The sequence below is a fragment of the Ruegeria sp. genome, from assembly GCF_028066395.1.
Lineage (GTDB): Bacteria > Pseudomonadota > Alphaproteobacteria > Rhodobacterales > Rhodobacteraceae > Ruegeria.
Window position 1 is genome coordinate 1 of record NZ_JALCBM010000073.1, and the last position, 13,176, is coordinate 13,176.

Below are 13,176 nucleotides of genomic sequence, written 5' to 3' on the forward strand. Positions count from 1 at the left end.
AAGGCACGCTGAAAACGCTCAAGCGCTTCAAGGACGAAGTGGCCGAGGTTCAGTCGGGTCAGGAATGCGGTATGGCGTTCGAAAACTACGACGACATCCGCGCAGGCGACGTGATCGAAATCTTCGAGCGCGAAGAGGTCACGCGGACACTGGATTGATCCAGACAACCATAGAAACAGAACAGCGGCCTATCGGGCCGCTGTTTTTTGTTGTAGGGCGTTGCGAACCTACAGCGTTTTGTCCGGAATTTTCTGGATCTCATTGGCACCATCTATCATCCAAACACGAGGTGGATTTGAGCAAATGTCGGCTCTGCGGAGGATCGTGATGAAAAACTCGCCTTTTGAGTTGCTGGTGGATTTTCGGATGTCGCGGGCAAGGTCTCGTGCTGCTTCGTGAACGGAATGCATGAGCCGTCTCCCGTTGTCCTTCGGACAGCATTGAGGCTTTAGTGGGCATACGTCGCAATCGTGTTTTGAGGCACGGTATCTGATGAACCCGTCTTTGCCCTCGTTGGGCTTTCGCGGCATGGAAAAGTTCCTGCGATAGGTTTGCAGGACCTTACTGTTCGGGCAAGAATAGCTGTCGGACGCCGGGTCGTAGACAAAGGCCTCGCGTAAGAAGGTGCCACCCGTCCGTTTCGATTTATCCTAGACCGGAATATGCGGGGCGATGCCGCGTTCCTCCACCAACCAACCAAGCATCTCGGCTGACCCGTAGCCGGACAAACCGGACATTCATCATTGTGAAGCAGGTGACCGCTAACAGAGCCGAACTACTAGGATTCTAGTCTTTTCGAGCAAGGGTGGATCTTTGTCACTTATCGCCTATCAAACAGTCGTCTTTATCAAAGAAGAACATAACGCCAGGCTCTTTTGCGAAGTTGAGTTGAGGTTCGATGAACACACGAACTGCTACTGTCCAGTTATCTGGTGACCCACTCCTGAAAGGTGGCTCGCGATCATCTTCGACTTGCCAATCTCGCGCTTTGGCCGTCTGAATAATGGAAGCTCTGCTAACACACCCTAATGTAGCTGAATCGAAGACAAAGTTGATATACGCTCTTTGTGAGTCACGAACGTTCCGAACGTCCCAAGCGATCAAAGACTGGTAGGCCAATAAGCAACTCAGTACAATAAAAGCGATCACAGTTATCGCCATTCTCATTTAGGTTTTCTTCTCATTTCTACCTGTCTTCAATCTTAAAATTCTGCGCCGGAACCCGTCTTTCTGCAAGCAACCAAACATCCCAGCAGAATTTGATTTCGCCTCAGTTTGCTTTTGCTCACCCTCACTACCCGGACTTTCGCGCAAAGCGCAGCATCTGTTGAATGGGCTCAGTCCGGACACTAATGCGTCGCTGATCTTGAAACCGCTGGCATATGATCAGCAACACTTCCGCTAAAAAAGCGAAACCCGATTGAAATCATGCGTCGCCGGGAAGGCTCATGACTGCCTGAACGTTTTGCTGATGCACCTCTTCGTAGCCCTCAAAGTAAATCACCGATCCGGCGGTGATTTGGTCGGCCACAAACTCGCGAAGCGTCAATTCGGACAAGCCCGGCTCAGCCCTGCAACGCAAAAGCTTTGCCACATAGGCCTGCGTCGCGTCTATGAAAGAGGTGTCATATCCGCCGCTCGCAATAGTATCGGGGTCACCGTGGTTGGGTAAAATGGCCTGGATATCCCATTGCGACAATCGCTCAAGCTCTGCCAGATGGATGTCCAGCCTGGCGGGCTCAGCAACATAAGTTACCGTGTCTTCCAGCGTGTCACCGGCCAGCAGGATGCGGCTTTCGGGGATGTAGATCACCAGCCCGTCAAAGCTGTGGATATCAAGGGGCCGCAGTTCGATGTCGATCGACCCCACGCGCAGTGTCTTGGTGCCGTCAAACACCGTTGTGGGCAGGACCACCGGGGATATTGGCGGGGTGTCCGACGCAAGCTCTGCCGCGATGTCTTTCAGCTTGTCGGCGGTCTTGCGATGAGTGATGATTTCACAATCGGCGAAGGCTTCGTTTCCGGCGATATGGTCATTGTGGTGATGGCTTAGAACCACACGAATGGATGTAACCCCGCGCTGTTCAAGCGCTGCACGGATGGCCCGACCGTGCGAGACCGAGATGCCGGTGTCATAGACCAGCCCTTCGTCCCCGTCGAACAGGGCATAGCTGGCGATGCCCAGAGAATACGCCCCGTCATCCAGCCAATTGGCCTCTTCAGAGTGCAGTCGCCGCTTGGGGATACGCCCATCATAAAACGCCAGAATATGCGGCGCTGGCTCCAGTATCCGCATGGTCGACGTTGATGTTTCCGTCATTGTCGCTCAATCGCCCAGTTTGGCATGGATCTCATCCAGATCGATCTCGCCGATCGGCATCTTGTTGGCCGGATTTTCGAAATCATATTTGAACAGTTCGAAATCCTGTTTGTAGATTTCATAGACCAGATGCATCGACAGATCGTCGAAGTAATCCTCGACCGGATGGGCGCGTTTGGGGCCGTGACCTTCGGATTCGTTAAACCGGGGAATGTCGGACAAGGTCACGGGATGTGCGGTTTCAAGACCGTTCAGAACCCCCTGCATCCCGTCATTGAACTGCTCGGTCCAGAAGATGCGGTCATAGCGCCCCCCATTTGCAATCAGGGTCGAGACGTGGCCCGACATGGCGGACCAGTGAATATCTGGGTCCATCGGGCGTCGCCAGCGGATCGTGTCGCGGGCAAACAGCAGGAACCGGCGGAAACTGGCGATCTGGTCGAACTCACCCTTGCCGTCCTCGCCCCCAACCTCGATCCCGTAATTGTAGATCAGCGTCGGCACCAGATTGCCGCGATAGCGTTTGCCGTTGCGCTGGATGCCGCAGATCTTGTCGAAAAAGGAACTGAGGATGCGCGTATACGGATTACGCACGCAGGTGAACGTGTAAGAGCCATGAGATTTCACGTTCCGGGCAATCACATCCTGACTGCCGTCAAAGGCCCATTTGTGCATGCCGCCCTGTGCGTCATGAATGTCGCCGTCAAAGAACTGACCGTGATCCGAATAATACATGATCTGCCCGATGGTCGAGCAGGCACATTTGGGCACCACACGGTACACCATGCTCTGGCTTTCGGTCATCCATGTTCCGGGAAAACCCATCTGCGGCGCCTCCTTGGCCGGATATCGGGCTGATGATCCGGCATGTTGGCTCAAAGAACCAAAAATATACTGTTTATTCAATCGCTCATCGTCAGTATCACGGTCGCGAAAGATAGAAACGGGGAATTACGAGACGCGAATGGCAAAGATCGCCTATATCCTGCTGTGCCACAAAGACCCTGACGCGATCATCGCGCAGGCCGAGCAGTTGACGGCGGTGGGCGACTGCATGGCGATCCACTTTGACGCCCGCGCCAGCGATGCCGCCTATGCGCGCATTCGTGAGGCCCTTGGGACCAATCCGAACGTCACCTTCGCCCGCAAACGGATCAAATGCGGCTGGGGCGAGTGGTCGCTGGTTCAGGCCACGCTTTATGCGCTGCAGGCCGCGGTTGATGCCTTTCCCCGTGCCACGCATTTCTACATGCTGTCGGGCGATTGCATGGCGATCAAGACGGCGGAATATGCGCATCAGTTCCTTGATGAAAACGACAAGGATTTCATCGAAAGCCACGATTTCTTTGAAAGCAACTGGATCAAGACCGGCATGAAAGAGGATCGGCTGGTCTATCGCCACTATTTCAACGAACGCACCCAAAGCGGGCGGTTCTATACCTCTTATGAATGGCAAAAACGTCTGGGCCTGACCCGGGCGGTTCCGGCGGATATCCAGGTCATGATCGGCAGCCAGTGGTGGTGCCTGCGCCGCCGCACGGTCGAGATGATCTTGGAGTTCCTGCGCCAGCGCCGCGATGTGGTCCGCTTTTTCTCGACCACATGGATTCCGGATGAGACGTTCTTTCAGACCCTCGTCCGCCACCTGATCCCGAAGGGTGAGATTGAAAACCGCACGCTGACCTTCCTGATGTTCTCGGATTACGGGATGCCGGTGACATTCTACAACGATCATTATGACATGCTGCTGGGTCAGGATTACCTGTTCGCCCGCAAGATCAGCCCCGAGGCGCTGGAACTGAAAGACCGTCTGGGTCGGCTTTACGCTGCCGAGGGCGTGTCCTTTCAGGTCTCGAACGAGGGGCGCAGCCTCTATCATTTCCTGACCGGGCGGGGGCGGATCGGGCGGCGCTATGGGCAACGGTTCTGGGAGGCCGGGAATACCCTTGGCCCGGAACGCGAGGTGTTTCTGATCGTCTGCAAGAAATGGCACGTGGCCAAGCGGCTGGTCGATCAGATCGCCTCGGAAACCGATATCCCGTGTATCGAGTATCTGTTCAACGAGCTTGACACCCCGCTGCCCGATCTGGGCGGGATCGAGACGACGCTGACCAAACGCTCGCGCCATCGCCGGGCCGTGGTTCGGATGCTGTTCGAACATTTCGGATCGGATCGGCTGGTGATCTGCCTTGACCCGTCGAACCTTGAGATCGTGCAGGATTTCTGCGCCGATCAGGCTCGCACCCATGTGCTTGAGATCGAGTGTGATTACTCGGACGAGTATCTGATCGGCCATGCCCGACGCGTGGGTCTGGCAGGTGCGGTCAGCCCAGCGGAAGCCGTTGCGCATCTGCTGCCGACGCTACGCAACGACATCGCCTACGAATCCGAACAAATCCGCGGCGCAGGGTTCGATCATTACCTGCGCCTGCGCCAGTCTGCCCCGAAAGCCGAGAATGAGCTTGCCGTGGCCCGGTTCCTGGGCATCCCTTCGGATACCGCGCAGGCCATCATGCGGCTGGATTATCTATTTTCAGATTAAGGTCCGGCGGCGCGCGGAACGCCCCGCCGGACCCCCAATTCAAATGTCGAATTTGACACCCTGCGCCAGCGGCAGCTCAGCCGAATAGTTCACCGTGTTGGTCTGACGCCGCATATAGGATTTCCACGCGTCCGAGCCGCTTTCGCGCCCGCCGCCGGTTTCCTTCTCGCCGCCAAAGGCACCACCGATTTCCGCGCCCGAGGGGCCGATATTAACATTGGCAATCCCGCAATCGGACCCGGCTGCGGTCAGGAATTGTTCCGCCTCACGCATGTTCAGGGTAAAGACGCAGGACGACAGACCCTGCGGGACGTCATTCTGAATCTCCAGCGCCTGATCGAAATCCTCATAGCCCATGACATAGAGGATCGGCGCAAAGGTCTCGGCCTTCACGGTCGCGCTCTGGCCCGGCATCTCGACAATTGCCGGTTCCATGTAAACGCCCGCCGGAACCCCTTCGGTCACGCGGTTGCCGCCAAAGACGGTGCCGCCTTCGGCCTCGGCAGCCTTCAAAGCAGCTGTCATGGCTGCGCCCGAGGCTTCGTCCACCAGCGGTCCGACCAACGTGCCTTCGGCCAGCGGGTCCCCGATGGGCAGACCGGCATAGGCCTTTTTCAGCCGCGCCACCAACTCATCCTTGATCGAGCTATGGACGATCAGACGCCGCAGCGTGGTGCAGCGCTGACCGGCGGTGCCAACAGCCGAGAACACAATGGCCCGCACCGCCATTTCCAGATCGGCCGAGGGGCCAACGATCATCGCGTTGTTGCCACCCAGTTCCAGAATGCATTTGCCAAAGCGCGCCGCCACAACCGGCGCAACTGCGCGACCCATCCGGGTCGATCCGGTGGCCGAAATCACCGGCACATCCTCGCTGGCCACCAGCGCCTCACCCAGCGCGGCCCCGCCGATCAGGGTTTGCAACAGGCCGTCCGGCGCATCGCCAAACCGTGCCAGCGCGCGTTCAAAAATCTTCTGACAGGCCATCGCGGTCAAAGGCGACTTTTCGGACGGTTTCCAGATCACCGGATCACCACAGACAATCGCCAGCGCCGCGTTCCACGACCAGACCGCAACCGGGAAGTTGAAGGCCGAGATCACGCCGACCGGTCCCGCCGGGTGCCAGGTTTCCATCATCCGATGCCCGGGCCGTTCCGAGGCAATGGTCAGACCATATAGTTGCCGCGACAGGCCGACGGCGAAATCGCAGATATCGATCATCTCCTGCACTTCGCCCAAACCTTCGGAGGTGATCTTGCCCGCCTCCCAACTGACCAGCCCGCCCAGATCATCCTTGGCGGCACGCAGTTCTTCACCCAGCAGACGGATCAACTCACCCCGGCGCGGGGCCGGAACCACGCGCCAGGCCTTGAACGCGGCCTGCGCCCGGTCAAAGATCGTCTGCGTGTCGGCCAGCGGGGTTTCATGCACCTCGGCCAACAAGCTGCCATCGATGGGAGAGGTCACCCGCAGCGTACCTCCGGTCAGTTCAGCCGCCGTCAGGTCCAGTTTCGCCAATGTGCTTTCTGCGGTCATCACAATGTCTTTCATATCTCAGGCTGCCTTGTTCTGTTCAGTGACATCGCCGGGACGGTAGAGCCGGCCAAATTCGGTGTTCAGGAAATCGGCCAGTTTGACCTGTTCCTGTTTGACGAACCCCTGCGCGGGCAGAGCGCCCGTGCGCATCAAATCGACCACACCCAGCACCCCGGCGGCGGTGGTGACCTGAATGGCGCTCCACGTGACACCGTCGATTGAGCGGGCATAGCTTTTGTTGATCAGGGATTTCTCGCGCAGCTCGCCATTGATGCGGCCCTTGGCGGTGCAATAGACCAGCACTACGTCCTGATCGGTGCGCGGCAGGGCGGATTCAAAAATCTCTTTCAGCAGATCGCGGCGGCGCTCCAACCCCAGATCATGCAGCAGCAGTTTCAGGATATCGCAATGGCCCGGATACCGGATCGAGCGATAAGACACCGCCTGCGCCTTGCCCTCCAGCGTTTCCGGCAAAGTGCCCAGCCCGCCCGAGGTGTTGAAGCATTCGTATTCCACACCGTCATGGCCCAGAACCTCGTAATCCTCCAGCGGGGCGGTCTTGACCAGCTTGCCGTTCACGATGGCATCGCAGGGGTTGCAGTATTCGTTGATCAGCCCATCCGTCGACCAGGTCAGATTGTATTTCAGCGCATTGGTCGGAAAAAGCGGCAGTGCGCCCACCCGCATGTGCAGGCTGTCGATCTCGTCGAATTCGGCGGCCAGCGCCGCGCCCGCGATGCCGACAAAACCCGGGGCCAGACCGCATTGCGGCATGAACGCCGTCTTGCTGTCTTCGGCCAGTTCGCGCACCGCGTTGGTGGCGGCGACATCCTCGGTCAGGTCAAAGTAATGCGCGCCCACGGTCTTGGCCGCTGCGGCGATGGCCGGGGTCAGAAAGAACGGCGCGGCAGAGATCACCGCGTCAAACCCGGCCAGCCCTTTTTCCAGATCTCCCGCATCGCTGGCGTCGATCTGCCGGGTCGGAATTCCAAGCTTTTTGAACGCGGCCAGTGCAGTCAGATCATGGTCGGCCACCGTGACCGAATAATGGGTCGATGATTTCAGCAGGGTGGCGATCATCTGCCCGATCTTGCCAGCGCCCACGACACAAATATTCCAGTTCAAAACGTGCCTCCATACCTCGTTTTCCTCAAGTATGGGGGACAGTTTGTTCGCCGCGCAGGGGGTATCTTGACGAAATCGCAGATATGGCCGACATTATTACGGATGTTTCGTCATTACGCCCGTTCCGGCGGCAGCAGAACCAGCTTGCCGGTGTGTTTCTTGGCCAGAAAATCCTCTTGCGCGCGGGCGATCTGGGACAGCGGATAGGTCGCCGCCAGGACAGGCCGGATTTCGCCGCGTTCGATGTAAGAGATCAGATTGGGAAAGACCTCATCCGCTTGAAAAGTCGAGCCAAACAGCGACAGGTCTTTCAGGTAGAGCGTGCGCACATCCAGCGTCGTGATCGGCCCGGCGATGGCCCCGGCAGTGGCGTAACGACCGCCCCGGCGCAGCACATCAAGAAACCCGGGCCATTGCGGCCCGGCCACCAGATCAATCACCACATCTACCGATCCCGCGCCCAGAACCTTTACCAGATCGGCATTGCGGTCAATGATCCTGTCCGCGCCCAGCGCCCGCACCTCATCCGCCTTGGCGGCAGAGGACATCGCGATGACATGCGCGCCGCGTCTTTTGCTCAGCTGTACGGCGGCGGACCCGACCCCACCGGAAGCGCCCGAGATCAGAACCCTCTCGGCCCCGACCGAGGCGCGGTGCAGCATGTTTTCCGCCGTCGAATAGGCACAAGGGACCGAGGCCAGCTCAGCATCGGTCCAGTCGCAATTCACGGCAAAAGTGAACTCGGACCGGGCGGTGGTGTATTGCGCAAAGCCGCCATCGCATTCGGACCCGAAGGTGATGCAGGTAAAGGGCTCTGCCCCCCGGACGGGCTGAATCGATTGCACCAGAACGCGCTGCCCGATCCGGGCCGGATCGACGCCGTCGCCCACAGCGGTGATGTAGCCGCACACGTCCGCCCCCTGAATGCGCGGAAAGGTCAGCGGGATGCCCGACCAACTGGCATCGTCGGCATCCACGGTGTCGAACCCTTCGGCACCGCCGGTTTCGGTATCCGCCGTCACAAGTTTGGAGTACCAGCCGATCCGAGTGTTGATATCGGTGTTGTTGATCCCGGCTGCGGCAACGCGGATCTGAACCTCATCCCTGCCGGGGGTCGGGATGGCGACATCGGCGCGATAGTCCAATTGATCCAGCCCGCCATGACCGGTCAGCAACACCGCCGCCATCCTGCCCGTAACTGCCATAGCTTGCCCCCATCAGATCACCTAGACGCAAGGTACGATCGATCCGTCCACAAAAAAAGCCCGCCAGGATCGCCTTTGTTTCTTTGGTGGGTTTCAGGCCCCACGTGCCGCAGTGGTCATCCTGCACAATTGAAACAAGACCGCGCGACCGGGCCGGATCAGCGCTGTTTCTTGAAACCCTCTTTGCATCAACGCAAGATCGCGATACGCCAAGGGCGGTATTCCCAGCAAGCTGGGCGCGCTGACCAACACGGTGCGTCTGTCGACCGAATGTCCCGAATGGCGGTTCGGGGCCTCCCACCTGATGCGAAACCTGGCCCAGCGCGGCTTGATTTAAGAAAGACCTGAATATGTTGACCGGAAAACACCTGATCGCGGGCAATTGGGTTGGAGGTGACGCCACCTTCCCTTCGACCCCCGCCCACGGACCCAGCCGTGACTTTGCCATCGGCACGCCCGCGGATGTGGACGCAGCCGTTGCAGCCGCCGAGGACGCCTTTGCCACATTCGGCTGGTCCACCCGCGCTGAGCGCGCCACGCTGCTGCGTGCCATCGCCGATGAGATCGACGCGCGCGGCGATGCGATTACCGAGATCGGCACACAGGAAACCGCCCTGCCCGAGGCTCGTCTGCAAGGCGAGCGCGGCCGCACCGTAGGTCAATTGCGCCTGTTTGCCGATCACATCCAAAAGGGCGACTATCTGGACCTGCGCCATGATCCCGCCCTGCCCGATCGCGCGCCGCTGCCCCGCCCCGATCTGCGCATGATCCAGCGCCCGCTGGGGCCGGTCGCGGTGTTTGGTGCCTCGAACTTTCCGCTGGCCTTCTCGGTCGCGGGCGGGGATACGGCGGCGGCGTTGGCGGCAGGCTGCCCGGTTGTGGTCAAAGGCCACCCGGCCCATCCCGGCACCGGTGAAATCGTGGCCCAAGCCATCGACGCGGCGATCAAATCGACCGGCACCCATCCCGGCATCTTTTCTCTGATCCAAAGCAACGGGATCGAGGTCGGCACCGCACTGGCGCAGCACCCGCTGATCCGCGCCGTAGGCTTCACCGGCTCGCTACACGCCGGGCGCGCCCTGTTCGATCTATGCGCCGCCCGCCCCGATCCGATTCCGTTTTTCGGAGAGCTGGGCTCGGTCAACCCCATGTTCATCCTGCCGCAGGCCGCATCGGCCCGAGGGCCCGAGATCGGCACCGGCTGGGCCGGATCGCTGACCATGGGCGTGGGCCAGTTCTGCACCAACCCCGGCATCGCAGTCATCATCGACGGACCCGAGGCAGACGCGTTTCAAGCCGCCGCCGAAACCGCCCTATCCGCCGTTGCCGAGCAAACCATGCTGACCGACGGCATCGCCTCGGCCTATCGCGATGGCGCGACCCGTGTGGCGACAGGCACAGGGGTGACTCAGATCATGGGCAGCAGTTGCGATGCGCGCCACGCAGCGCCCTATCTGTTCACCGTCTCGGGTGATGACTGGCTGACCGATCACGCGCTGCAGGATGAGGTGTTCGGACCGCTGGGCATCATCGTGCGGGTTCGCGACACAGAACAGATGCACCAGATCGCCCGCGCCATACAGGGCCAGTTGACCTGCACCCTGCACATGGAGGACGACGACCGCGACGCCGCCCGCGCCCTGCTGCCCCTGCTGGAGCGCAAGGCCGGACGTCTGCTGGCCAACAGTTTCCCCACCGGGGTCGAGGTCTGCGACAGCATGGTGCATGGCGGCCCCTATCCGGCCTCAACCAATTTTGGTGCCACCTCGGTCGGCACGCTGTCCATCCGCCGCTTTCTACGCCCGGTCTGTTATCAGGACATCCCTGCCGACCTGCTGCCCGAAAAAATGTGAGATGGAGTCAGGGATCAAAGGGCTGGGCCTGCGACGTCAGAATGTCATCGCAGGCCCAGCTGTGGAATGATACCTTCAACGTGGAAACGGCGCGTCAGGCCTGTTTTTCAACCTCAGGCTCAACCGGATCGGCGTCAGCTTCGATCACATCCGCCTCTTCCATCTCTTCCGGCTCGTCGGCCTTGTCCTCCAACGCGCCCACGATCAGCGGCAGCATGTGAACGCCGGTGGCGCTGGCGATCTCGGGCGTTTGCGGGGTCTGCCAGCTGAGCGTGTCAAAGCTGTGGCAGTTCTGGCAAACTGGGGCCCATTCGGCCTGAATGTCGTGGCAATTGTCGCAGACCCATTGCGGCCCGCGCGGCGCGTTCAGCGCGCGTGCCAGCCAGCCCTGCACCACGGCGTCCGAGGCGCCCTCGCCCCGTTCAATCGCCGCCATCAGCGTATAGGCCCGCGCGTCGCCCTGTTTTTCCACAACATCGCCCAGCGCGCGGCGGGCTTCGGGGAAATCCTCGGCCACGATGTTCAACTCGGCCAGGATGAGGCGAGTTTCCATGTTCTCGGGATGAATGCGGGTCAACGCGGTAAAGCGTTTGACCCGGTCCTCGGCGGATTCGTCCGGCGCGATCTCGGCAAAGGCATGGGCCAGATCGGGGTGGGGCTGCACGTCCCACGCCTTTTTCAGGATCTTGGTCGCAGCACGCGGCTTGCCCTTGGCGATATAGGCGCGGGCGGCCATGGCGGCGGCGGGCACCAGATCGGGTGACAGGCGGTTGGCCTCGATCGCGTGTTCCTGCTGTTCGACCGAGGCGCTGTCGTCCAGAATATCCTTCGCTTCGGACAGGGCCAGAACCGCATCGCGACGTTTGAACACATCGCGCGGCAGATACCCGGCCTTGAGCTTGGATGTCAGCGTCGACCGCGCCCCGGCCCAATCCTGCGCCTTGGTCTGCAGGTTCAACAACACATCCTGCGTTTCCGCATGACGCGGTTTGATCGCCAACGCCTTTTCCGCCAGCTTGCGGGCGGTTTCGTCATCACCCTCGGCCAGCTTCTGCTTCATGATCCCGCGCACGCCGACAAAACGGGTCGCGTTGTTGGTGACCAGTTTCTTGTAGGTGTCCGAGGCTTTCTTGGTGTCGCCCGTCATCTCAGCCGCCTGCGCCACCAGCAGGTTGGTCAGTTCGGGCTTGTTCAGCAGTTTCTCGGCTTTGCTGGCTTTGGTCATGGCCACGCGCCCCTCGCCCGAGGCCAGCGCCATCAAACCATCGGCCAGCGCCTGATACCCGCGCCGTTCGCGGCTGCGGTCGAAATAGCGCGACAGGGCGGTTTCATCGCCGTTGAGGAATTTCAGCGTCGCCACCAGCAGGCTGAGCAGTTTGAAAAACAACCAGACCGCAACCACCAGCACGCCCAGCGCGATCACCGATTGCAGCGGTCCCAGCGTGTATTCCGTACCCGCCACGGTGACCTGCACGCCGCCGCTGGATTCCATCAGGTACCCGGCGCCAATGGCCAGCAGGCCGATAATCGCAACAAAAACAAGGATCTTTAACAATGACCACAGCATGGCAGGTCCTTCAGTTCGAGTTCACGCTGGATTGCAGCGCCTTCGCGGCATCGACGGCGGCAACCCGCGTCTGCGCCGTCTGTTCCCAATCACCCATGGCGGTCTGCGCCGCCTCGGGCAGGGCCTTCAGCTCGGTCAGCGCGCCAGCTACGTCTCCGCTTGCCAGAGCGGCCTGCGCCCGCGACAGAACCGCATCCGGGTCATCCCCGTCCTGCGGCGTCACCGAGCGCGCACCGGTCTGACGTTGCAAGAAGGCCAGCAGCCCGGTGCCCTTTTCCGCATCGCGCGCATCGGCCAGCGCCGTGCGGGCCGCCGGTGCAAAAGACGCGTTGAGCGCCGCAAGCGTCGCCACTCCCTTATCCGCTGGGGCGGTCAGAGCATCGGGAACGGTCACGCCCCCGGCCTGCAATTCGGACACCAGATTGGTATAGGGTTGACCCGCATCCAATTGACCGACCAGCCGCGACAGGGTCGCCGTATTGGCCGCAGCCTGCGCGTCCGCAGCCGCCTTGGATTCCAGCGCCTGCGCATCGGCCACCATCTTTTCGACCTCGGCCCGCTGTGTGGCCAGCGAGTCCTGTAATTTCTTCAGTTCCGCCTCATAAGCCGCCACCGCCTCGGGCGAGGCGCTGTCGGTCACGGGCCGTGTTTCCAGCGCGCTCAGGCGGTCGGCCAGCGGATCGACCTTGCCGGTCAGGGTTTCCACGCTGGATTTCACCCCGCCCAGATCGCTTTCCAGCGGGGCCAGCTTGTTCGACAGGGCGGTCACCTGCTCGGTCAGGCCCGACAGGTCGGGGCCGTCAGACAGGGATTTCGTCAGCTTGGCGATTTGGTCCGACTGATCGGCCAGTTTCGCCTCCAGCGCGGCAACGGCGTCCGAAGTGTTGGAACCATTTGTGAACAGCCCCGCATTGCCCGCCGCAAACCCGATGGCCGCAGCAATGGCACCGCCGATCAGGGCCGGAACAAACCCGCCGCGTTTTTCTTGGGTGTGTTCGGTTACCCTTTCCTCAGCCGCCGCGACGGAG

Annotated in this window: 9 protein-coding genes; 2 read left to right on the forward strand and 7 right to left on the reverse strand. The window is 60.6% G+C overall.

Annotated elements, in window-relative coordinates; genetic code table 11:
* Positions 1-1,426: 1,426 nt before the first annotated feature.
* Both MPJ51_RS18265 and MPJ51_RS18270 read right to left on the reverse strand, forming a co-directional pair.
* Positions 1,427-2,320 carry an MBL fold metallo-hydrolase gene (locus MPJ51_RS18265; RefSeq protein WP_298389618.1) on the reverse strand — a complete coding sequence of 298 codons (894 nt, stop codon included), beginning with the start codon at positions 2,318-2,320 and terminating at the stop codon, positions 1,427-1,429.
* Positions 2,321-2,326: 6 nt separating this feature from the next.
* Complete coding sequence (locus tag MPJ51_RS18270; RefSeq protein WP_298389620.1) at positions 2,327-3,145, reverse strand: sulfotransferase family protein; 819 nt, start codon at positions 3,143-3,145, stop codon at positions 2,327-2,329.
* A gap of 139 nt (positions 3,146-3,284) precedes the next feature.
* Between MPJ51_RS18270 and MPJ51_RS18275 the strand changes: the two genes are divergently transcribed.
* Positions 3,285-4,862, forward strand: a complete 1,578-nt coding sequence (locus tag MPJ51_RS18275) for a DUF5928 domain-containing protein (RefSeq protein WP_298389622.1) — start codon at positions 3,285-3,287, stop codon at positions 4,860-4,862.
* 39 nt (positions 4,863-4,901) lie between these two features.
* Here the strand turns inward: MPJ51_RS18275 and MPJ51_RS18280 are convergent, their stop codons facing one another.
* The 3 genes from MPJ51_RS18280 to MPJ51_RS18290 form a co-directional block, all read right to left on the reverse strand.
* A complete protein-coding gene (locus MPJ51_RS18280) occupies positions 4,902-6,398 on the reverse strand; it encodes an aldehyde dehydrogenase family protein (protein WP_298389624.1) in 1,497 nt (498 codons plus the stop codon).
* 18 nt (positions 6,399-6,416) lie between these two features.
* Positions 6,417-7,523: a saccharopine dehydrogenase C-terminal domain-containing protein gene (locus MPJ51_RS18285; protein ID WP_298389626.1), complete on the reverse strand. Its 1,107-nt coding sequence runs from the start codon at positions 7,521-7,523 to the stop codon at positions 6,417-6,419.
* 113 nt (positions 7,524-7,636) lie between these two features.
* Positions 7,637-8,728: an alcohol dehydrogenase family protein gene (locus MPJ51_RS18290; protein ID WP_298389628.1), complete on the reverse strand. Its 1,092-nt coding sequence runs from the start codon at positions 8,726-8,728 to the stop codon at positions 7,637-7,639.
* 350 nt (positions 8,729-9,078) lie between these two features.
* Between MPJ51_RS18290 and MPJ51_RS18300 the strand changes: the two genes are divergently transcribed.
* Positions 9,079-10,581 carry an aldehyde dehydrogenase (NADP(+)) gene (locus MPJ51_RS18300; protein WP_298389630.1) on the forward strand — a complete coding sequence of 501 codons (1,503 nt, stop codon included), beginning with the start codon at positions 9,079-9,081 and terminating at the stop codon, positions 10,579-10,581.
* Positions 10,582-10,675: 94 nt separating this feature from the next.
* Here MPJ51_RS18300 and MPJ51_RS18305 read toward each other — a convergent pair whose 3' ends face one another.
* Together MPJ51_RS18305 and MPJ51_RS18310 are read right to left on the reverse strand one after the other, a co-directional pair.
* Positions 10,676-12,148, reverse strand: coding sequence for a heme biosynthesis HemY N-terminal domain-containing protein (locus MPJ51_RS18305; protein ID WP_298389632.1), 1,473 nt, complete (start codon positions 12,146-12,148; stop codon positions 10,676-10,678).
* Positions 12,149-12,158: 10 nt separating this feature from the next.
* Positions 12,159-13,176: hypothetical protein (locus MPJ51_RS18310; RefSeq protein ID WP_298389633.1), on the reverse strand; the 1,018-nt coding region annotated here is incomplete at its 5' end.